21 protein-coding genes are annotated in these 22,557 nt (G+C 47.1%); 9 read left to right on the forward strand and 12 right to left on the reverse strand.

Annotated features, from left to right (window positions below):
* Positions 1–75 precede the first annotated feature (75 nt).
* Complete coding sequence (locus tag LL912_RS12140; RefSeq protein WP_235553837.1) at positions 76–732, reverse strand: metal-dependent transcriptional regulator; 657 nt, start codon at positions 730–732, stop codon at positions 76–78.
* Positions 733–906: 174 nt separating this feature from the next.
* On the opposite strand from LL912_RS12140, the gene LL912_RS12145 reads away from it, so the two are divergent.
* The 7 genes from LL912_RS12145 to LL912_RS12170 all read left to right on the forward strand — a co-directional run bounded on the left by LL912_RS12145 (position 907) and on the right by LL912_RS12170 (position 5,642).
* Positions 907–1,707, forward strand: a complete 801-nt coding sequence (locus LL912_RS12145) for a penicillin-binding transpeptidase domain-containing protein (RefSeq protein ID WP_235553838.1) — start codon at positions 907–909, stop codon at positions 1,705–1,707.
* 71 nt (positions 1,708–1,778) lie between these two features.
* Positions 1,779–2,567, forward strand: coding sequence for an MBL fold metallo-hydrolase (locus LL912_RS12150; RefSeq protein ID WP_235553839.1), 789 nt, complete (start codon positions 1,779–1,781; stop codon positions 2,565–2,567).
* 128 nt (positions 2,568–2,695) lie between these two features.
* A complete protein-coding gene (locus LL912_RS12155) occupies positions 2,696–3,013 on the forward strand; it encodes an SRPBCC family protein (protein WP_235553840.1) in 318 nt (105 codons plus the stop codon).
* Positions 3,014–3,170: 157 nt separating this feature from the next.
* Positions 3,171–3,515 (forward strand): tRNA-binding protein, encoded by a 345-nt coding sequence (locus LL912_RS12160; RefSeq protein ID WP_235553841.1) that lies wholly within the window; start codon positions 3,171–3,173, stop codon positions 3,513–3,515.
* 25 nt (positions 3,516–3,540) lie between these two features.
* Positions 3,541–3,969: a macro domain-containing protein gene (locus tag LL912_RS26090; protein ID WP_319941329.1), complete on the forward strand. Its 429-nt coding sequence runs from the start codon at positions 3,541–3,543 to the stop codon at positions 3,967–3,969.
* On the forward strand, positions 3,906–4,070 hold the full coding sequence (locus tag LL912_RS26095) for a macro domain-containing protein (RefSeq protein ID WP_319941344.1): 165 nt from the start codon (positions 3,906–3,908) through the stop codon (positions 4,068–4,070). Before LL912_RS26090 ends, LL912_RS26095 begins: the two co-directional genes overlap by 64 nt.
* Before the next feature lie 276 nt (positions 4,071–4,346).
* Positions 4,347–5,642 (forward strand): amidohydrolase, encoded by a 1,296-nt coding sequence (locus LL912_RS12170; protein ID WP_235553842.1) that lies wholly within the window; start codon positions 4,347–4,349, stop codon positions 5,640–5,642.
* A gap of 78 nt (positions 5,643–5,720) precedes the next feature.
* Here LL912_RS12170 and LL912_RS12175 read toward each other — a convergent pair whose 3' ends face one another.
* The 3 genes from LL912_RS12175 to trpB form a co-directional block, all read right to left on the reverse strand.
* The gene (locus LL912_RS12175; protein ID WP_235553843.1) at positions 5,721–6,797 is read right to left on the reverse strand and encodes an AhpC/TSA family protein; all 1,077 of its coding nucleotides are present in this window, start codon (positions 6,795–6,797) and stop codon (positions 5,721–5,723) included.
* Between the two features lie 243 nt (positions 6,798–7,040).
* A complete protein-coding gene (gene trpA, locus LL912_RS12180; RefSeq protein WP_235553844.1) occupies positions 7,041–7,811 on the reverse strand; it encodes a tryptophan synthase subunit alpha in 771 nt (256 codons plus the stop codon).
* A 139-nt stretch (positions 7,812–7,950) separates the two neighbouring features.
* Entirely contained in the window at positions 7,951–9,147 is a 1,197-nt protein-coding gene (trpB, locus tag LL912_RS12185; RefSeq protein ID WP_235553845.1) for a tryptophan synthase subunit beta, read from the reverse strand.
* A gap of 267 nt (positions 9,148–9,414) precedes the next feature.
* Between trpB and LL912_RS12190 the strand changes: the two genes are divergently transcribed.
* Positions 9,415–9,645: a hypothetical protein gene (locus LL912_RS12190; RefSeq protein WP_235553846.1), complete on the forward strand. Its 231-nt coding sequence runs from the start codon at positions 9,415–9,417 to the stop codon at positions 9,643–9,645.
* 33 nt (positions 9,646–9,678) lie between these two features.
* Here the strand turns inward: LL912_RS12190 and LL912_RS12195 are convergent, their stop codons facing one another.
* From LL912_RS12195 to LL912_RS12205, 3 genes are all read right to left on the reverse strand, one after another.
* Positions 9,679–11,649, reverse strand: a complete 1,971-nt coding sequence (locus LL912_RS12195; protein WP_235553847.1) for an OstA-like protein — start codon at positions 11,647–11,649, stop codon at positions 9,679–9,681.
* Between the two features lies 1 nt (position 11,650).
* Complete coding sequence (locus tag LL912_RS12200) at positions 11,651–12,634, reverse strand: MlaD family protein (RefSeq protein WP_235553848.1); 984 nt, start codon at positions 12,632–12,634, stop codon at positions 11,651–11,653.
* 146 nt (positions 12,635–12,780) lie between these two features.
* Entirely contained in the window at positions 12,781–13,797 is a 1,017-nt protein-coding gene (locus tag LL912_RS12205; protein ID WP_235553849.1) for an N-acetylmuramoyl-L-alanine amidase family protein, read from the reverse strand.
* A 159-nt stretch (positions 13,798–13,956) separates the two neighbouring features.
* Between LL912_RS12205 and LL912_RS12210 the strand changes: the two genes are divergently transcribed.
* Positions 13,957–16,791, forward strand: coding sequence for a putative LPS assembly protein LptD (locus LL912_RS12210; RefSeq protein WP_235553850.1), 2,835 nt, complete (start codon positions 13,957–13,959; stop codon positions 16,789–16,791).
* Positions 16,792–17,194: 403 nt separating this feature from the next.
* On the opposite strand, the gene LL912_RS12215 is transcribed toward LL912_RS12210, so the two are convergent.
* From LL912_RS12215 to trpC, 5 genes are all read right to left on the reverse strand, one after another.
* Positions 17,195–17,929 (reverse strand): lysophospholipid acyltransferase family protein, encoded by a 735-nt coding sequence (locus LL912_RS12215; protein WP_235553851.1) that lies wholly within the window; start codon positions 17,927–17,929, stop codon positions 17,195–17,197.
* Positions 17,930–18,034: 105 nt separating this feature from the next.
* Complete coding sequence (locus tag LL912_RS12220; protein WP_235553852.1) at positions 18,035–18,937, reverse strand: vWA domain-containing protein; 903 nt, start codon at positions 18,935–18,937, stop codon at positions 18,035–18,037.
* Positions 18,938–19,049: 112 nt separating this feature from the next.
* A complete protein-coding gene (locus tag LL912_RS12225; RefSeq protein WP_235553853.1) occupies positions 19,050–20,876 on the reverse strand; it encodes an OmpA family protein in 1,827 nt (608 codons plus the stop codon).
* Between the two features lie 249 nt (positions 20,877–21,125).
* Positions 21,126–21,731, reverse strand: a complete 606-nt coding sequence (locus LL912_RS12230) for a phosphoribosylanthranilate isomerase (RefSeq protein WP_235553854.1) — start codon at positions 21,729–21,731, stop codon at positions 21,126–21,128.
* A gap of 26 nt (positions 21,732–21,757) precedes the next feature.
* Positions 21,758–22,546, reverse strand: a complete 789-nt coding sequence (gene trpC, locus LL912_RS12235) for an indole-3-glycerol phosphate synthase TrpC (RefSeq protein WP_235553855.1) — start codon at positions 22,544–22,546, stop codon at positions 21,758–21,760.
* Positions 22,547–22,557 lie beyond the last annotated feature (11 nt).

Raw genomic sequence — 22,557 nt, forward strand, 5'->3', positions numbered from 1 at the left:
TAATTAGATCTGCCACGGCGGGCGCGCCTTAAACCTCGAACCTGAAACTTTAAACGTCAAACCCTACCCGTCCTTTCACTCCACCAGCAAACTATTGGCAAATTTTTCCGAAACGGTGAGCTTATCTTTTTCCACCAGCAACGTCATGGAACCGTCAAAAGAGATCTTTTCCAATACCTTGATCTTTGTGCCAATACCGATGGACAACTGCTCGAGGTATTGCAAAAATACAGGAGAGGTATCTTTTACGGCCGCCACCGTACAGGACTGCTGAACAGCCACAGAAGACAGTAAGGTTGTGGCGCGGGATGGCATCTTGCCGTTGGGCTTGGGAATGGGGTCGCCATGCGGATCATAATCCGGATAGTTTAGAAATTTATCCAGGCGTTCAGTAAGCTTGTCTGACTGAATATGCTCCAGCTGTTCCGCCACCTCGTGCACTTCATCCCAGCTAAACTCCAGCACTTCACAGAGAAAAGTCTCCCATAACCGGTGCTTACGCATCACAAACATGGCAATGTCTTTACCGGAGCGGGTAAGCGAAATCTTTCCATATTTCTTATAGCTCACATACTCCTTTTCCTTCAACCGCTTCAACATGTCGTTTACGGTTGCGGGCTTCAATCCCAGGTGAATGGCAAGATCATTGGTCCCTGCCTCTTTTTTGCCGGAATCCTCAGACGTCAGATAGAGCAACGCCTTGAGATAATTTTCTTCGGTATTGGACAACATCCGTCAAAACTACCAAAAAAATCTAAATAGAAAAGTTAGGGCCTCCTAAGATGCAGGAGGATTCAAAAATCGTATTTGCAACCATTAAGCGTTACTATCGCTATCCGCAGATCAGCACCAAGCATCGATGCGGTTTCTTTTAATCACCCAGGCTTATTAAATTGCAGCAGATTTATGCGTATATATTTTATTTTTATTTTTCTGCTGACCGGGATCTGCGTCCGGAGCCAGACCGGCCTTCGACAACCCTTTATTGACTGCGGTGTAACAGGTAGTACGACGATCTTTGATCTTAATAACAACCGCTGGTTCATCACCGACAGTGCGGATGCACAGGCCGCCACACAGCCGGCGTCTACATTTAAGATCATTAACCTGCTGATTGCCCTGGAATCCGGTGTGATCAGGGATGAACAGGAGATCGTAAAATGGCCGGGGCATACGGACACCACCCTTTATGGATACCGGCCCGATATATACAGGGATATGAGTGTAAAAGAAGCATTTGAAGTTTCAGCCGGATGGGTATTTATTGAGTTAGCTAAACGCATCGGCCGGAAAAAATATCAGCACTATCTCGATCAATGCCATTATGGGAACGGGAACCTGACAGAGAAGGGGACCGACTTCTGGAACTTTGGTCCTTTTGCTATTACACCCCAAAACCAGGTAGCCTTTCTGATAAAAGTATATCAGGAACAACTCCCCTTTTCCAAAAGGAACCTGGCCATCCTGAAAAACGTAATGGTCACCGAAACCAACGACCATCATACGATCCGCTCCAAAACGGGATGGACACGTATTGCAGGCAAAAATATCGGGTGGTGGACGGGATATGTTACTACAAAAAACAACGTATACTTCTTTGCCACCCGTATTCAGAACAGCCGGTCTGACAATAACCCCGGCTTTGGCAATTGCCGGAAATCCATCACCCGGCATTTTCTTCGTCAGCTGGGTGCATTACCGGAATAGTAGTACTGCCGGTTCATTCGCCGGCTATCACCGGTAAAAAACAGCTATCATTGTAACGAAAACAGTCATCTATGCTATCTGAATCATTTATTTGTACCACCTGTGGTACTGGTTACGCCCCTTCAACACAACCACCTTCAGCATGTCCGGTTTGCGAAGATGAGCGCCAGTATGTAAATCCGATGGGACAAAGCTGGACAACGCTTAGGCAGATCAACCGCACGCATAAAAACATCATTGATAAGATTGACACAGGGCTGTATGCCCTGTATACTACCCCTTCCCTTGCCATCGGGCAGCGGGCATATTTGCTCAAGACCCCGCAGGGCAATATACTCTGGGATTGTATTGCCAACCTCGATGCCATAACCATTGAGCTGATTAACGAACTGGGGGGTATTCAGAAAATAGCCATCTCCCATCCGCATTATTATACGACAATGGCAGAATGGAGCCATGCCTTTGGGGCACCCGTGTATATCCATCAGCGGGATGCGGACTGGATTCCCCGCAGGGATTTTAACCTGCAGCTTTGGGAGGGGTTAAAAACAGAGCTCCTCCCAGGTGCCACGCTCATTAACAGCGCCGGTCATTTTGATGGCGGTACCATTTTGCACTACGACCGCATTTTATTAGTAGGCGATATCATACAGGTGTCACCCAACCTTAAAACCGCAAGCTTTATGTACAGCTATCCCAATTACATCCCACTCGATAAAAAAAGCATCCTGCATATAAGGTCGTCGCTCGCGGGTGTACCATTTGAGGCCATGTACGGCGCCTTCGGAAAGGCGATTACCCGGCAGGCGAGGAAGGCCTTTGATGACTCAATAGCGCGCTACCTGAGGGTTTTTGAATAAAAATGTACTTTTATAAAAAAAGTCATAGCAACAACAGAACAAAACTTTGCACAGGCAGCAAGGCTGATCCGAAGGCCGGTTGCTGAAGTATTTGAAGCTTTTGTTAACCCGGAGATCACCACAAAAATATGGTTCACCAAAAGCAGTGGTCCCCTGGAAAAGGAAGGCAACTGGAGTGGGTTTGGGAAATGTACCATGTAACCGTTCCTGTTTTTGTACGGGAAGCAGACCCGCTAAAAAAAATTGAAATTGAATGTGGCAACCAGGGTAAAAAAACATTTGTGAGCATTATAAACAGCGGGTTTAAAGGCGATATGGATCAGCAGATGGCCGCAATACGGGATCCTACGGAAGGCTTCGCCCTTGTACTTGCCGGGTTGAAAGTCTTGCTGGAGCACGGCATACAACTGAACCTGGTGAATGATCGTTTTCCGGGCGGAATATAGTTGAAGGACTACAGACACCAATGCTTTACCGGCCGTTTAGGCAACCCCCTCCGTTGCGGTGCATTCTTCAATACACTTACTGTAAGCAGCACTTAGAAAGCCCTTGCTACTTTGCTGGGGTTGTCGTATATTCCGGATTATCACTAAGAATAATTCTATGCAAACAGAACAAACGATTAATTGGTCGGACTTTACAAAAATTGAAATGCGTGTAGGCACCATTATTCATGCCGAAGTATTTAAGGAAGCACATAAACCCGCTTACAAAATCACCATCGACTTCGGACCATATGGCCGTTATAAATCCTCGGCACAAATCACCAAACTTTACAGCGTCGAGTCTTTACCGGGCAAACAGGTGATTGCCGTTCTGAATTTTCCGCCTAAACAGATCGCTAATTTTTACAGCGAATGCCTGGTATTAGGCACAGTTGGGGAATCCAATACCATTACCCTCCTCTCACCGGAGCAACCGGTACCAAACGGCCTGCGGATAGGATAATCAAACCGTTTTAAAACGCACGCATATGATCGAAATCATCACCGGGGATATTACCAAAGTGGTAGCAGATGCCATTGTAAATGCCGCCAACGCCTCTTTGATGGGTGGCGGTGGTGTGGACGGGGCCATTCACCGTGCGGGCGGCCCCGAGATCCTTGCCGAATGCCGGAGGATCGTTGCAAAACAGGGTGGATGCCGAACCGGTGAAGCTGTCATTACCACCGCAGGCCGGCTGCCTGCAAAATATGTGATTCATACCGTTGGGCCGGTATGGAACGGCGGCACCAAACAGGAAGCTACAAAATTGCACAACTGTTATATTCATTCGCTGGAACAGGCAGCGGAGCATCATTGCCGGAGCATCATTGCCGGAGCATTGCCTTTCCGGGCATCAGCACCGGCATTTATGGCTATCCCAAAAATGAAGCCGCCGTTATTGCGGTGCGTGCCGTAAAGCTGTTTCTGCATCAACCTTCCTCCATCGAAAAAGTCTACTTCGTTTGTTTTGATGCGGAATACGAGCAGTATATGCATTTGGAAAACAACCGCCAGTAGCCCCGAACACCCTTGTCCCAGCATGCACGGCCATCAGGACTCATCGCCCAGCGGAAGCATATCCCCTGCTTTATCGCTCCCTGTAACCGTACCTTCGGCTACTACCCTTCCCGTAACGGCTCGCTGCACACCGCCCAGCAGTACAAAACAGCAAAGAGCATCCTTTTAAATATAATTACAATCATGAAGCGGCGCCATTCCTTTAACAATTTTTGCATACACATCCTTTATGGTTCCATCATATCGATCGTTGCCCGTAATATAGTAACTTGCTGTATGAATAAATCCACCTTCTTATTTATTGGTGCCGGGCTGCTGGCCTCGCTCATGGTGACCGGGCAGGATAAGGCCGCTGTAATCAGCCAACGGGCGGAGGCTTTGCAGGTAAAGCTTTCGGAGTGGCGCCGGCACATCCACCAAAACCCGGAGCTCAGCAACCGTGAGTTCAAAACACAGCAATATATACTTACACATTTGAAAAAGCTGGGGATCCAAACACAAGCACTTGCCAAAACGGGTGTGGTGGGCATTTTAACGGGAGGCAGGCCCGGACCAGTGATTGCATTGCGGGCCGATATGGATGCCCTGCCCGTATTGGAACGAAATGAACTTCCGTTTAAATCCACAGCCAAAGGCGAATACCTTGGAAAAGAAGTACCGGTAATGCATGCCTGCGGACATGATGCCCATGTGGCCATGCTGATGGGTGCCGCTGAGTTATTGGCGGGTATGAAGGCCGATATTCCCGGAACCGTTAAGTTTATCTTTCAGCCGGCGGAAGAAGGTGCTCCCGGCGACGAGGAAGGCGGCGCTTCGTTGATGGTAAAGGACGGCGTGCTGGAACACCCGAAGGTGGCGGCTGTTTTCGGAATGCATATTGAAAGCTGGATCGAAGAAGGAAAGGTTTTTTATAAACCCGGACCATTTATGGCGGCCAGCGACTGGTTTACAATTAAAATAAAAGGAAGTCAGTCGCATGGCGCACAACCCTGGAAGGGTGTGGATCCCGTTGCTATCAGTGCGCAGATCATTACAGCCCTCCAGCAGATCGTCAGCCGGCAAGCGGATCTTACAAAAGCACCGGTGGTACTCACGGTTGGAAAAATAAACGCGGGCGTACGCAATAATATCATTCCGGAAGAACTGGAAATGGCCGGCACAATACGCACTTTTGACACAGCCATGCAGCAGGATGTACACCGGCGCATGCTCAACATTGCCACGGGCATTGCCGCGGCCAATGGAGCTACAGCAACCGTAACGATCAAAAACAATACACCGGTTACGAACAACAGTCCGGAACTGACGCGAAAAATCATTCCTATACTGAAGAAAGCCGTGGGGAACGAAAATGTGCAGGAGACCAATTGGGTGACCGGTGCTGAGGATTTCGCTTTTTATGGGCAGCGCGCGCCTGCTGTATTTCTTTATTATGGCGGTATGCCCAAAGGCAATGATCCGGCCAAAGCCCCGCCGCATCACACACCCGATTTCATGATATCAGACCGTATGCTCTATAACGGTGTGAAAATATTTTGTAACCTGGTGTTTGACTATGCAGCAATTCCGTAAAGAAAAGCCGGTTTCCCGCTAGTAAAACATACTGGTTGCAGACAATCCCAAACAGGTGTGTTTGAAAAATATACCCGTTTATTTTTTACCAAGTAATGCGGCCAGTTTCTGATCCAGATCTTCTCCGCGAAGATCCTTAGCCAGGATCTTTCCATCAGGTCCCAGCAACAGGTTACGGGGAATGGCGGTAATCCGGTATTTCTGGGCGACCTCATTTTCCCATCCTTTCAGATCGCTTACCTGCGTCCAGGTAAGTTCATCTTTTTTTATAGCCGCCAGCCACCGGTCTTTTTCTTCGTCGAGCGAAACACCCAATACGGTAAAGTTTTTGTCTTTGTATTTTTTAAACGTCTTTACCAGGTTTACGTTCTCTCTCCTGCAGGGCCCGCACCAGCTTGCCCAGAAATCAACCAATACATATTTACCGCGGAACTGAGCCAGTGATACATCCCTGCCGCTGGTGTCTTTCTGCATAAAATCTGTTGCAATGCTTCCCACAGCATTAAAGCGGGCATCAATCAGCGCCTTCTTGAGCTGCCCGCCAATGGCCGTGCTCATGGCTTCGCCGGTAAGCATCTTTGCTCGCTTTTCCAGCAGTGCAATATCTTCTGTAAAACCGATGGTAGACAGAATCACCATGGCGCTTACAGGAGAAGACGGATGTTTGCTAACAAACTGGTCTACGCTTTTTTGTATATCGTCTACCTGTGCTTTCATTGCATCGCTCAGGTTTTTGTCTTCCGGATTCGACTGCAATTGCATGCCCAGCTGATCGATCTTTTCAAATTTCGGAATAAACTGGTCCTGAAATTCGGTAAATGCGTCCTGGGTCTTTGAGCCGGTAAACCTCCAGTCGTCTATTTTTGTTTTTACCGAACCGGATACTTTTACATTTTCGTTTCCCAGGAAAACAGCCGTCTTCATCGTATCACCCACCATCAATCCCAGGAGGGTAGCCGCCTCCAGTTTACTGCTTAACACAAAAGCGCCGCCTTTCGACCTGGTTTCACCAAGAGGTGAAGATCCGTTCTCCAGGTCGATCAAAACCACAGATGTATTATCCGGCAAGCCTTCCACCGATCCGGTCAATGTTAATTTTTGAGCCATCGTACTCAGGGGTAAGAGGAATGCAAGAAGAAGACTGATTTTATTCATTGAAATCGATTTTAAGTACATGTTCCGGGATACTATTCCCAGTAAAACAAGATTACGCTTTTTTTGTTGCTTGTATTTATAACGATGCCTCTGTGAAGTTGCGCTAACCGGGTTGTATATATCCTTTTATGCCTGATAACCTGTTGATTACCTGACGCAGGCTGTAACAGATTTGTACCGATGGCATATGCGATTTAGCAAAACATTAATAGTGCTGCGGATCCCGGAAGGGCTGATTACAGCTCACCCCAGCACTTTCTTTATAAAATGACGGGTAGCTGCTGCCAGGTCTGGTTGGCCTTCCAGTGCTTTTATGTATGCAGAGCCGATGATAGCCCCGTTTGCATAGTTGCAGGCCCTGGAAAATGTATCCTGGTCTTTGATACCAAACCCCACCAGTATGGGATTGTTTAACCCGTAATTTTTTAAACGTTCCAGGTATTGTTCTACGGCAGAAAACTCTTTTTCATTACCTGTGGTTGATGAAGAGGATACAGCATACAGGAAACCGCTGCTGAGCGCATCCAGTTTCCGAACCCTGGCTTCGGAGGTTTCGGGAGTTACAAGGAAAATAAAGCTGAGCCCGTACTGCTCTACGATTGTCTTATAGGTCGTTTCAAATTCAAACGGCGGCAGGTCCGGAAGGATCAGGCCATCCACGCCCACAGCAGCAGCATCTGCACAAAACTTTTCAAAGCCATACTGTAACACGGGATTCATGTATCCCATCAGCACTACCGGCACATGGATCCGTTCACGCATTGGCTTCAACTGCTCAAACAACAATGAAAGCGTCATCCCCCCCTGTAATGCAATGGTGCTGCTGTTCTGGATCACCTCTCCATCTGCCAGCGGATCACTATACGGCATTCCCAGTTCAATGATATCCGCTCCGCTTTCCTGCAACGCTTCCATCACTGGCAGGGTGCTGTTTACCTGCGGGAAGCCTGCGGTACAATATACATTCAATACGTTCTTTTCTTTCTTTGCAAATACATCTTTTAACCGGCTCATCAATATTCTTTTAGTAATCTTTCGCTTCTTTAAGTTATTTTATTTTTAAAACGGCATCATCGGAATATCCCGGGTTTACTACCGCTCCTGCCAATGAGGATATATATCAGATCCATTGTTTGCAACGCAGCTAATAACACTATGCCCCTGCCCCCATGGCTTTCATATAGGTTTCCATATCCTTATCACCACGACCGCTCAGGCATACCACTACATGGTCGTCCTTTGCAAAAGAAACCTTGTTGAGTGCTGCCAGTGCATGCGCGCTTTCCAACGCCGGGATAATCCCTTCCAGTTTAGCCAACTCAAAGGCTGCATCCAGTGCTTCCTGGTCGGTCGCGTTCAAAAAGGTTCCTCTTCCGGTTACAAAAAGATGCGCGTGCATGGGGCCAATGCCCGGATAATCCAGGCCCGCAGAAATGCTGTACGGCTCTTCTACCTGGCCATCCGCCGTTTGCATCAGGAAGCTTTTACTTCCATGTAGGATACCAGGTTTTCCCAGCTGGGTAGCGGCTGCACTCATGTGAGTGTCAATACCGCAGCCCGCAGCTTCCACGGCATAAATACCTACAGACGGCTCATCCAGGAAATGATAAAAGGTGCCAGCAGCATTGCTGCCCCCGCCCACACAGGCAATGACTGCACGCGGTAGTTCGGTTCCGATTTTCTCCGCCAGCTGTGTTCTGATTTCCTTGCTGATCACGCTCTGAAACCGGGCTACCATATCCGGGTATGGATGCGGACCTACCACACTGCCGATGATATAAAACGTATCATTAGGATTGTTGATCCAGTCGCGGATGGCTTCATTGGTGGCATCTTTTAACGTTTTACTCCCGCTCTTTGCCGGAACCACCGTGGCTCCCAGCATTTTCATCCGGGCCACGTTCGGTGCCTGGCGTTCGATATCCTTTTCACCCATATACACGATACATTCCAGGCCTTTCAGCGCGCATACAGTGGCAGTAGCTACTCCATGCTGCCCTGCGCCGGTTTCTGCAATGATGCGTTTTTTACCCAACCGTTCTGCCACCAGGATCTGGCCAATGGTATTGTTTACTTTATGTGCACCCGTATGACAAAGATCTTCCCGTTTCAAATACACATGGGTACCGTATTTTTCGCTCAGTCTTGCCGCCCAGTACAGAGGCGTCGGCCTTCCCGCATAATCTTTAAGCAACAGCTGATATTCTTTTTGAAAAGCCGGATCTGCAATAATGTTTAAATAATTTTCCCGCAGCTCCTCTACATTCGGGTATAACATTTCGGGAATATAGGCTCCTCCAAATTCCCCGTAATAGCCCTGCTCATCCGGTTGTTTATATGATACCTGCATATTTATGATTCAAAACTTTTTTTGATGAGGCGTAAAGATACATGAAATGTGCCTTATTGCCGGTTTGTAAGCGGAAGACCGGTCATACACGCCGCGATTGGTTTTACCGCTGTCACGCACGGCCGCCACGCAATGCATTCAGGGTAGATTCAAATCGAAACCGCTATATCCCTAACCTTTTTCATTATTGTAATCACCTGGTATTAAACCTATTCTTCCAATGTGCAAAGAAAAATTTTGTTTCCCCCTTTTTGCAGTAGTATATTTATGAAGGTATGGGAAACCATGAGCATTATTTTGAACGATATCATCGCTAAGCCCGGAAAGGATACCCCTCAACCGGCTTTTCTGAACAATCTCCGGTTTACGGCAGATGCCATCGTTTATCTGACGGGAAAAACAACTTTCTTTAATATTTCAGAATGGATCTGGCATATTGAAATCATCGATGGCAGAGAATGGTATATTGTAACAGATAAAAAGCCTGAAATTGCTTAAAAAGCCTGCCCGAACCTAACCAATCCGTTTTTTTTATTGCATCAGGTCGTACTTGGTGCGCGGCCGCTCCGCTTCACGCCAACGGAAGTCTTTTAAACGCATTTCATCCGGTGATTTATCTTTTATGGGGTAAAGGGTTCCATTTGCCTGGCTTCTGAGTACCACTTTTTTCAGCTCTTTTTCTGAAAAATAAGCATCCAGGATATCAGAGCTGGTCTGATTTACACCAATATATGAACTGTCCGCATCCTGTACATAGTAGATGCATTCGGCCGATCCTTTTGCCCGCACCGAATCCATATTGCCTTCCGTGAAATAACCATCGAGCCGGGTAGCTTTTACCTGATTATAGGCCTGGTCTTCGATATGATTGATCATAAATCCTCTCTTGTACGCTTCAAACCGGTTGATCTGCTTGTTTTTGGTATGCAGCATAATGGTGTCGCCGGTTATCTGGCTGGCCTTTCCCCAAACCACGGGGTCCTGGTACAACCGAAAGGTAGAATCTTTAAAAGAATAAAATAAACTGTCGCAAACCGCCTGGAGCGAATCGCTGTAAATTTTTACATGATGAAAGGCTTCAAAATACCGGTTCGTGCTATCATTCGCCGCCTGCCCCTTTGAAGATTGCGGTGTTTTTCCCGCTGCTTTTGGAACTGCAGCCCCGGCTCCGGCAGCAGGGCTATTCATCGTTTTTTCCAGCGCTTTGGGTACATCTGTGACGGCTTTCCCGGGTATACTGTCTCTTACAGCCGCTTTATGTTCGGGATCTACTGATGAAGGCAGAGGAATGGCCTTGGTCGTTTTTGGTTTTTCCTTTTTTGGAATTGCAGCCATGGCTTTTTCCTGTGGCAGATTGCTTTTTCCAGCCATAACCGCCGGCTTTGCTGCTGCCGAATCTTTGATAGCAGGTACTGCCGGATTTCCGGCAGCTACCGGATTCACCGCCAGAGAATCCTGCTGTTCCTGTTTCAATGTATCCGGCTTTATCCGGATGCTGTCGCCGCCCAGGGCGGGTGACACCACGTACAGATCTGTAAGTTTGGCACTAAACAGCGTATCGGCGGTAATAAAAATCGAGTCTTCCCCCTGTTTTATGATCATCAGCGGCTTTAATGTGGCCAATACAGCCTCTGTAACCCGGTTCTGGTAAATCAGATTCCCGATGATGGTTGTTTTGCGTATGGTATCGATGACCACGGCATTCCCCTCTGCCTTCGCAAATCCCTGATCCAGCGATACCTTATCCGCCTCCACAGTAACCCCCTTTCCGTCGTTGATCAGCGGCCGCTGGCCAAACTGGGCATCGCCGCTTTTCAGATTGTAATACCCCTCACGGGTATCGATCGATGCATTGGTGCTGTCTTTTATATGCGTCATCGCAATAAAACGGGCTACCTGGTTCTCGGTGTTGTACAGCAGGGAATCAGTGGTAATCCTGTAGCCCGGATCATTTACAAGCACATTCTTTTTGAAGTAAACGTCCTTGATATCCGTATAATAAAATGCTTCCTTACTGGTAATCACTGTGCGCCGGTTCACCACTTTCCCGCCGTTCTTATAGGTAGCAATATTTGTGGTCATATTGTACTCCATATCCGGCGTGGTTAAGGTGGCATGCCCGTCGGTCAGCTTTACGTTTTTATCCAGGTAGGCAATCTGCTTATCCGTAAGATATTTCAAATGCCCCGAATAAATGTTGGTAGTATCGGAGTCATTGATGTGTACATTTCCCCAGGCTTCGAAGGTGCGGGCACGGTCGTTCCGTACGCAGCGGTCGCATTTAAAAGTAGTGGTGCCCTGCTTCATCACCACATTGCCTACCAGGATGGTGAGCGTGGTGCTGTCATCCGCCTTTTTTATCGAAAGGCTGTCGGCATGTATGATGTCGATAGGAGCCGATCCGCCCGGCGGAACCGGCGTGGGCTGCTGTGCCCTGATCACTCCCGCCCATACCAGCAAGAGGAACAGGAAGCCGTGTCTTTTAAAAAGAAATGTCTGCATGTTATTGAGGAACGGTATCCTTTATGGCAGGTGCCGTAAGCTCTCCTGCCTTATTTTTTTTGCCAAAAACGGAAATATTCACATACCGTTTCGGATGTACGCGAATGTCATCTAACAGGATTTCTGCGCTCAAAGCAACGTCGTTGAGCCGGTTATATAGTTGCCGGTCGCTCATTAATGCCCCTATACTACCCTCCGGACTGGAAATCTTATTTACTGCATCGCGCAGTGCAGATACCGTTGTTGTTAAGGTGTCCATTGTTTGCTGCAACTGTAGGCGGGAAAGATTTCCGGTTAGTGTGGTTACGTTTCCGAGGATCTGGTCCACCTGGCCGTTGTTCCGTTTTAAGGATTCGGTAAATACGCTCATATTGTCCAGAGAAGCCGCGAGTGGTTTCTGTACACTGGTCAATAAAAGATTCAGGGACGCAATGGTATTCTTTAAATGCGCGATCGCTTCCTGTAAATTACGCTGGGTAGGCGCATCCAGCGTGTTATTAAAATGTGATAATAACAAGGTTAGTGAATCGGCTACGGTCTTTACCTTTCCCATCAATGGTTTGGCTTCCGAAGAGAGGTTACCCAGCAGTCCTTCCTCTACCTTGGTATGGATGTTGTCCTCATCGCCCAGGTATTGGGTTGCGTTTCCCTTATCGATCACGACTTCGGATGCTCCCAGAAGGCTTCCCGAAATATAGGCAACCGAATTAGCGGGAATATTCACATCTTCCGTAATGCTGAGAGTAACCTTGATAGAGTCTACATTTGCGTTAGATGGTTCGATTTTATAAACCGACCCGATTGCAAGCCCGTTGATCTTTACAAAATTGGATTTTTCCAGTCCGCCCACGGACTTAAAAATGGCGTAAATCTTGGGGTTATGATTAAAAATATCCTTCCCTTTCAAAAACCTGAACCCGAATATTAAGGCGGTAATAGCCAATACAGCCATGGCGCCTACTTTAAGTTCATTTGATATTTTCATGAAACATGGTTTAAATTCTCTCTGATGCCAATTAACTCAAATTATACTGCAAATAACGTCCGAAAAAATTAAAAACCAGCGTATTTATACCAAAAACTCATTATCGGAATCGTTAATTCTTTGTATAACACCCGACCTTTGCCTCCTTATTCCGACCTGTTTGCTACCGCCAGGGATCCCGGCGCTGCGGTGCTGTATTTTTCAATATAGGTCTTAACTGCAGCCAGGATACTGTTTACAATTTCTTCCTGTCCATCGGAGCTCATGAGGTATGCTTCGTCTTCCTTGTTACTGATAAAGCCCATTTCAACCAGGATACTGGGCATTCCCGTAGCCTGCAGCACCCAGATACCCTTATGATTCCGTTGCTGTACGCCCCGGCTGAGACGTCCGCCGGCAATAAAGTTCTTTTCGACCAGTGCCGCCAGTGAATAACTTTTGCGGAAATAATTCTGCGCATAGATCAGCATGCGTACACGTTCGGCGGGGTCATTTACATCCGGCAACGGGGGCGCATCTGCTCCGCCGCCTGTTTCTTCGTTGTAATAGTCCTTGTCCTCGTCGTCAATATTTTTCATCGAGTTCACCTTCTGCTCGTTCTTCCCCACAGCCCAGATATAGGTTTCAGTACCTCTTGCCTTATTTTCCACCCATACGTCTTCATATTTATTTACGTAATAGGTTTTTTTGACCTTTTTTTTCTTCCTTCCCTTTCCGACGGTCACCGTTTTTGTATGCGCTTCCCGGCCAATTACCTTTTTCACATACCAGCCTCCGGGTCTTCTGCCTGCCGCATTGCAATGCAGCGAAATAAACAGGTCGCCGTTGTTCCGGTTGGCAAAATCAGCCCGGTAACGGTTGGCGGCAACCGAGTTGGTTAACCCTCCCGGCAATGCAGACGTAGTCCTTGTTTCGAGGATATTAATGCCTTTTAACTGGGTGCGCATCGCCGTGGCCAGTTTCCGCGCCACCTGCAGGGTAATGGCCGCCTCATTGGTCTGGAGCCCTTCCGCTCCTACATCGCTTCCGCCATGCCCTGCATCTACAATAATGGTCTTTACTGCCCCCGATTTCGCCCCCGATGTTCCCTGCTGGGCCGAAATACCGGAAAAACAACCTGCTGCAACTATAAATAGAATAAATTGAACAATACTTTTCTTCATTTTTTTTCAGGCTTGGATGTAATATCTGATTTTAGTTTCAAGCTTCACAAAATCTTTACGTTGTTATTTATACATTTGCGCCGTACTTTGGCTCAAACCCTAATGCGCAAATTTAAAAGAATTTATTTTGTTGTCCCTTTTCTAACAGCTATGATTGCGATGGCTGGTAAAAAAGATGTTGCCGCTTTTGTTATTCCGGAACGCCCGGATGCAGAGGGCAGTCTTTTTCAAAAAGACACCATTCCCCAAAAATCCATAAAAGACACCGTTCCCGTAAAAGACGGCCTAAAGATAACCGATTCTGCCAAACTGGCAACAGATACGGGCGCGCGCACAAAAACAGATACGTTCCACCTGAAGATATCTAAAGACACTCTTTCCGGACCGGTAAAATATTTTGGACAGGATTCTATAGTAGGTTTTCTTGATTCGAAAAAAATTAACCTGTATGGAAAGGCGAAAGCGGAATACCAGGACATGACCCTGACCGCACCGGAAATCGGGATCGACCAGACCAATCATATAGTAACCGCCAAGGCCGGAAGGGACAGCACCGGAGAAATATCGGATTATGCCGAAATGAAGCAGGGGGAAGAGGCTTATAAGAGCGAGGGCATGGAGTACAATATAAAAACGCAGCAGGGCATTACCAAAGGTACCATTACCCAGCAGGGCGAAATGTATGTACACTCCGAAATCGCTAAAAAAATAGATGCCCGTACGATGTACGGACAGGGAACTTTTTTCACCACTTGTAACCTGGATCATCCGCATTTTGGCTTCCGGGCGCGCCGCGCTAAAATCGTTAACAAAAAATTAGCGGTTACCGGGGCCGTAAGACCGGAATTCGACTCGGTTCCAGTGCCCATTTATCTGCCGTTTGGCTTTTATCCGCTCTCCCAGGGCCGTCATTCAGGCTTTATGTCGCCCTCCTTTGAGCGCAACGACCAAATGGGGCTGGGATTATCCCGTCTGGGCTATTACCAGGTAATCGACGACCACTGGGATGTACAGGTCTATGGAAATATTTATTCTTACGGAAGCTGGATGGTGAACTTATTGCCCTCCTACCGGAAAATTTACAGATACCAGGGCTCTTTTAATTTTGGATTACAGCGTACCCGGCGCAATTTCAGAGGCGATCCCGATTTTTCCAAAATAAGCACCTATACCCTGAACTGGGCCCACTCGTCTGACTCCCGTTCCCGTCCCGGTGTTAACTTTTCGGCCAATGTGAACATGAGCTCTACCCGGTACAACGAAAATATTCCTAACAGCAACCTCCTGAACCTGGCAAATAATACCGCCGGCTCTTCGATCACTTATGCAAAAACCTGGCAGGACAAACCGTTTAACTTTACAGCAAGCTTTAACCACAACCAGAATAATGCACAGCGCCTGGTAACATTTAACTTCCCGAATATGGCATTTACGGTGAATACCGTATACCCGTTCCAGAAGAAGAATTCGGCCGGATCAAAAAAATGGTATGAGCAACTGGGCGTTGGGTTTCAGACAGGGTTCCAGAACTCCATGTCGTATTATGAATATTCCGACCGGCAAAAAGACTCCCTGAAGGGGCTGAATCTTTACAAGAATGCATTCGCACGCATGTGGGATACTGCTCAATGGAACTCCAATCAAAGCATTCCGATTTCTCTGTCCCTGCCCCCTATTCTGGGAGGAGCATTGATGATTTCGCCCTCCATCTCCTATTCGCAAAACATCGTAAGCCGGGTGGCTACTTACAACGTGCAACAGCGCACGATGGTAAATGCTTTAGGACAAACGGAGACCTATGACACGATTATTGCTGATATGCGGAAAGGGATTGGCATCAATAAGCAAATGAGCATGGGCATTAGTTTTAACACCGCCCTGTACGGAACCTACCAGTTCAGAAACAAACAGGTACAGGCAATCCGGCATGTTATACGCCCAACACTGTCTCTTAACTATACGCCCGACATTAACAAAGATAATTTCCAGGCTGTTCGGGTGCGAGGTAAAGGTGCAGATTCCAATATTGTTTCTACTGTATTTTATGACCGGCTGGCGGGCCTCGGCGCCCAATCAATGCCACGGTATGTTCCGCGCCGGTTCGGAGGGATTAATTTTGGCATCGATAATAACCTGGAGATGAAAGTAAAAGCCCGGAAAAAGAAGAAGGCAGATTCCGACAGCACCAGCAACGATACCAATACAGACAATAAGGTTGACGAGAATGGATTTAAAAAAATACGCCTGATCGAAGGGTTTGGATTTACTTCGGGGTACAATATGTTTGCTGACAGTAATTCCTATAAGCTGGCGCCCTTTAACCTTTATTTCCGAACCAACCTGTTTGAAAAGATCAACCTAAGTGCCAACGGTACATTAATGCCTTATAAGCTGGATGCGAACGGCTATCCTATGTGGCAGCATTATGCCTGGGAGGGTAAGAAGTTTAATATCGGTACCCTCACCAATGCCAGTGTTACCATGAGTACAAGCTTCCAGAGCAAACCCAAGGATCCCCAAAAAGCGAAGCAGCGGGAAGAAGCGCTGAATAAACAGCTGAATGACCCCATGCTGCAGTCGCAGCAACAACGCCTGTTGGAATACATGCGTCAAAACCCGGCCGAGTTTGTAGATTTCAATACCCAATGGTCGATTAATATCTCCTACTCGCTCACCTATGCAAAGCCAAACAGAACCTCCGGAGGCTATGCCGGTAACGGGATCAATTCCAGCACCAATTTCAACGGCAGTTTTAACCTTACGCCCAAGTGGAATTTTAACGTAAATGGTGCCTATGATTTTAAGACCAAGCAGATCCAGACGGTGGGCTTCACCATCTCGCGTGACCTGCATTGCTGGCAATTTTCTGCGAGCGTTTCCCCTGTGGGTATTTATAAATATTACAACTTTACCATCAGCCCCAAATCGGGCATGCTGCAGGATCTGAAAATTAACCGGAACCGATCGTTTTTTAACGGAGGACCGCGGTATTAAAAGTTCCAGGTTTGAGGTTTAAGGTTTGATGTTAGAGCCGTTTTTATGCGCTATGTACTTCTTCCTACTCCAACTTGTCATCCCCTGTTTTCTGTGTCATATTGACCAAAGGAAGATCAGAGAACAGAAATGGCCGTTCATTTCCACATTTAAAACTTTTCATTGGTTATTTTACATTTCCCGAAGGGGAAGAAGGTTCCAGGTTTAACGTTTCAAGCTGGTTTCGTTTCTGTCTGGAGTAGGATGCTCAATTCCATGATCTTATGATCTTTTACAGAAATGGAATTACCGAGCAGGAACGGCATCTTCACTTCTACATTTAATACTTCTCATTGGATATTTTACATTCCCCGAAGCGGGAGCACGGCACCTCCATTTCCACCTTTTCATATTTCCACATTCATCACTGTGTCTTCTTCAGGTAATTGCTCATAATACCAAACACTTCTTCTTTCAATGCTGCCGTATTCCTTCCATTCACTTCAACAGGTTTTAAAAAGTGGATTTCCAGGGTACGGGGCAAAAAGAAAAAGGGTTTATGCAACGGAACGGCCTGTTTGGTACCCAGGATTACCGCCGGAATAATGGCGTGCCCGGTGTCTTCTGCCAGCTTAAAGGCACCGTTATAAAAGGGCTTCAGTATTTCTTCCGTACGATTCCGTGTTCCTTCCGGATAAATGCACATATGCATCCCCTGCCTCAGTACCGCTTTCATTTTTTCAATGCTTCGTTTCCGGCTGGTTTCGCTTTTACGGTCGACCAGCACCGATCCTTTTGTATAGTACCACCCGAAAATGGGAATCTTGGCAAAACTGCTTTTAGCGATGGTTTTATTGGGACCGGGAATAAATGCAGATGATAAAGGAATATCCAGTAAAGAATTGTGATTGCAGGTAACTACATAACCTGTTCCTTTTTTGAAATACTCCTTCCCCCGTATGCGTATGCGACAGCCAATCAGAAAGAACCATATATGCATCCATATTTTAGAGACACGGATAAAGTAGGCAGTAGAAGCGGGCTCGGGAAACAGATAAGAAATAAAAGCAAAAGGCAACACAAGAAGGAATGTGATGATAAAGGTAACCAATGCCCATGCCGCACAAATCCTGCCGGCTATTTCTTTAAATATCTGCATACTCAGCAATTATACCGTCAAAAATAGCAGTTTTTAGCGCTGTAGCTTTGAATCTTTTAAACAAAGCGCCGCACTTGCCGAGCTGTGAAAAAGCGCTGATGCTTATTAGCGCCGGATTCCGGTCTGACTGCAAATATTTTCTATAATCGCAATCAGTTCTTTTGAAATATTATTAAAACTATCGAATTCATATACTTTGCCTCCGGTATTATTGGTAATCAGATGGAGTTTATAATTTGCCGGATAGGTAGCGTTCCCTTTAAAGGTCGTCAGCAGGATGCATTGAACACCCATGCTGTTAGCCGTGGCCGCCAGGGCATCCAGGTAGGTGTCATCCGCCGCGGTAGCATTATCGTCGTCCCCACTGGCCGGCGCATCGGTAATGATCACCGCCAGTTTGGTAATATTTCCATTGCGCCAGGTTCCGGCAAACTGGTTGCTGAGTATTTCATGCAACAGCAGGTCACCGGGCTCAGGGCCTCCAATCCCCGCGCCCAGTTTCATTGCAGAAGGATTATTAAGCTTTGCAAGCTGTGTACTAAACGAGGTCTTATTTGCCGGCGCAAATTTTTCCATCATGGTCAGGTACTGATTGGTCGTTGGCCCGGAAGTTATGATCTTTTTCTGACTGGCCGGCAAGGCCAGGTAGTCCGGTGCGTTCAGATACATAGGCAATGGAAAACCGTCGCCCTCTTTTGTATATTCATCAAACAGGGATAGCGACAGGCGGTAATCTCCTCCTGATTCCGTTACAATGGTATTGGCGATATTGTTTACCTCTTTTTTTACGGAATCGATCGCAGGTCCCATGCTTCCGGTGTAATCCAGCAGGAAGGCCACATCCATTCCCGCGTTGCAGCCCTGCGCTACCGGCTCGGATGTTGTATAGGTACAGGCATCCGTTTTACTGCAGGATGTCAGCAGGTACAAGGCCAGGCCCGCAAAACAGCTCATAACAACCGCCGGAACCGGATTTTTGATAAACGTATATCTTGTCGCTTTTTTCATTTTTTCAGATTTTTAATGGTCAGGAAATCACGTAAGGTTTTTCTCCGTACGCTTCATGAAGGATAAAGGCAGGCTCCGGCCGTTTTTAAGTACCGGCCAGGCCCGCCGTTTTTTATCTGGGACAGATGACTTTCATTTCTGTACGCCGGTTAAACTGGTGCGCTGCTTCGGAACAGTTTACCCCATCGGCGCAGCGGTTCAGCAGGCGGGTTTCTCCATAACCCTTTGCCACAATCCGGTCTCCGGTAATCCCTCTGGAGATCAGGTAGGCCTTGGCTGCATCGGCCCTGTTTTGCGAAAGCGTTTGATTATAGGCATGTGAAGCCCTGGAATCGGTATGGGAAGAAAGCTCCACACGCACACCCGGGTTGTCATTCATAAATTGCACCAGCCGGTTTAGCTCGGGTTTGGCATCTTCCCGGATAAAATATTTGTCGAGATCGTAATGAATGTTCTCCAGCCGGATCGCCTTATCGCAATCCGCTACTTCCATACACATTTCCAGTTTTACAAACAAGGTGGTGTTGCGGTTATAGTCGGACGCGGCGATGTTCACCATTTGTGAAAAATATTTTTCCTTGCGGCCAAACACCGTTATTTCTGATTTCTGTTTCAGATGAAATAAAAAGGCGCCGCTACCATCGGTTTGTGTATTTTTCTCAATGGAACTGTTCCGGTCTCTAAGCACTACCGTAACACCCGGCAGGGCTGTTGCAGTATTACATACCACCGCGTTCCCCTGCAGGATAAAGTTTTCATCTGTGTACAACAGTTCTTTTTGCAGGGTGCCGTTGGGAATGAACTCTGTTCCATTTGCCTGTGCTGGTGCCAGATCCACTTCATACAACTTTCCGTTGATGGTATAAGCGCCTGGAGTCATATTCTGGAACACCACCACTCCAAACGCATTGGTTATACCAGACCGGATCACGTTTCCGCCGGCATCCTTTACCGTCACATCGGTGTGCGGCAATACTTCCTTTGTATGTTGATCACGGGCTGTTACCGCCAATGCATATACCTGACAGGAATTGCAGGTGGTTGCCGGTGGTACCACAGGTGCAGGCTTCTTTGCTTTTTTACGGGAAGGCAGGCGAAGGCTGATGCCGGCATAAGCTCCGATGGACGCAATATCGCAGTTACAGGATTGATCAATTCTCCGCAGATCTTTTTCTGTAAAAGAGCGTACGCCTTTTTCATCCGGTTCAAAAGCCCGGTAGGCTGCCGAATAACCGGCCGGTCCAATTGCATCTTTCGTTTTGAAATGGCGCAGGTAATAGGCTCCGATATGCATGCCTATAACATCGTTAAAGAAGTAACGGGCCGTTAATGCGCCTTTTATGCTGAATACATTGTTAAGGTTATACCCGCCATGATAATTAAGCACCTGCGCTAACGACCCGCTTTTACCGGTAAGTGCCAGTCCGCCGCCTTTGATGGAAGCAACGCCGGCCCTTCCGTTCAGTTCCACCGCAAACCGGCCCTGGCGACCGGTATAATGTACACCAGGACCAATGCCATAAAAAATACGGGTAATATCTTGTTTTGTTAAAGTAAAATCTTTGATCAGTACATTATTGACCGGATCAAAAACCGAATCCACCGGGTATTTATTCTGCGGGCTGTTTTTGATATAATCCACATCCGCTCCAACACTGAGCCATTTCCAGTAGTAGCCGGCGGTAACGCCTGCGCTCAGGCCTCCTTTATAGCGGATATAGGGCGTATTGTTTTTGTAATCCGGAAACAGGTCGTAGCCACCGTTCAAACCGAAGCGGAAGCCCTTGCCCCTCAGCCGGCTTTCCGGCGGCATTGGATCACTCTGCGCAAAACTGCTTACTGAGTTCAATAACAATACGGCTATAAAAACAAGATAAAGAATATACGGAATACTGAGTAGCCGATACCGGTTACCCCAAATAAAAATATTCGCTTGCATAGTATAAAATTTTAAAATGATCGCTGTTTTATACTATATCCACGAAAGGTCCCTTTTGTTACCCCTGTAATAAAAAAAGTAAGTTACATGAACCCTTAACGCTTCATTCAACCTACTTTGCTTTGACGCGGCTTAGTTTTTCAAGGCTGTTAGAAAATTAAATATAGAAGATTTCCCGGCTTCACTACGTTACGCTCCAAATGACGGACTTTGAGACTGCCACTTAATTATTTATCGCCTGAGGCGACATTATTCCTGCCCCAATTCGCGGATAAATTTTTCAATCGATGCCATATCTTTTACACCTGGTGTTGTTTCAAACCGGCTGTTCACATCCAGTGCATGCACTTTCTGATCCGCGAGGAAAGATTTCAAATCCGCAATATCACCCGGTCCGATGCCGCCGCTTAAGAACCAGGGATTTTTCAAATCAACCGAACGCAGGGCCGACCAGTCGAACTTTCTGCCGGTGCCTCCATATTCTTTGGCTTTGGTGTCAAATAAAAACGCGGCAACCTGCTTTTCAAAAGGCTCTGTCAATGCAGCAATTGCTTCATTCCCCTTTAAGCGGAATACTTTAATAATTTGCGCATTTGTATTCAATGATCCAATGAACTCCGGTGTTTCGTCTCCATGCAACTGAACAGCCTCCAGCCCGTATGCTTCAACAGTTTCCCGTATCGTTTCCCCAGCCGCATTAACAAATACTCCAACTTTTTTAATATCTTTCAGCTCCTTCAACGCTGCAGGTTCTATTTTCCCCGCTGCATATCTCGGCGAAGCCGGATAAAAAATAAAACCGGCATAGTCCACACCCAATGCTGCCAGCTGTTTTACCTGTTGCAACTGCGTCATGCCGCAAACTTTTATTAAAGGGGTGTTCATTGCTGTGCCTGTAATTGAATTACAAAATTTTCAAATGCCAGCGGCGGGTTTTCCTGTTTCATAAAATATTCACCGATCAAAAAGCCTTTAAACCCGTTTTTACGGAACAATAAGATATCGTCGATCTTATCAATACCGCTTTCCGCTATTTTTATTTTATCCGCAGGAATCTGCTCTGCCATTTTCAGACTGCGCTCAATATCTACCGAAAATGTTTTTAGATCCCGGTTATTGATGCCCACAATTTTTGTGGCCGCACAAACGTGCTCCAGCTCCTCCTCCGCATGCAGCTCCAGTATCGTTTCCAGTCCCAGCGAACCGGCAAATACCGCCAGGCGTTCCACTTCCGCCGGTGTAAGACAGGCAGCAATCAAAAGAATAATATCCGCACCTATCGATTTTGCCTCCACGATCTGGTACTCGTCTACGATAAAGTCTTTCCGTAAAATGGGAATATCGTTCTTCCGCGCCTTTTCAAGATCGGCAACCGAGCCGCCAAAGAAGGTTTCGTCTGTTAGTACTGACAGGGCAGCTGCACCAAATCTTGTGTATGCACCGGTAATGACGGCTACATCTGCGTCCTTGTTGATAAACCCTTTTGAAGGCGATTTCCGTTTAAACTCTGCAATGATCCCGGTGCTGCCTGGGGCCAGCAGGGAGGCCGCCAGCGAACGCACCGGCGCACGGAACGCCTCGGTTTGCTCCAACTGCTCAACGGAAGTATGCGCCTTTCTTTCCGCCACTTCTTTTCTTTTATGTTCGATGATCGTATCCAGGATATTCATATTCTTGTTTC

This window comes from Niabella agricola (assembly GCF_021538615.1).
Taxonomy (GTDB): domain Bacteria; phylum Bacteroidota; class Bacteroidia; order Chitinophagales; family Chitinophagaceae; genus Niabella; species Niabella agricola.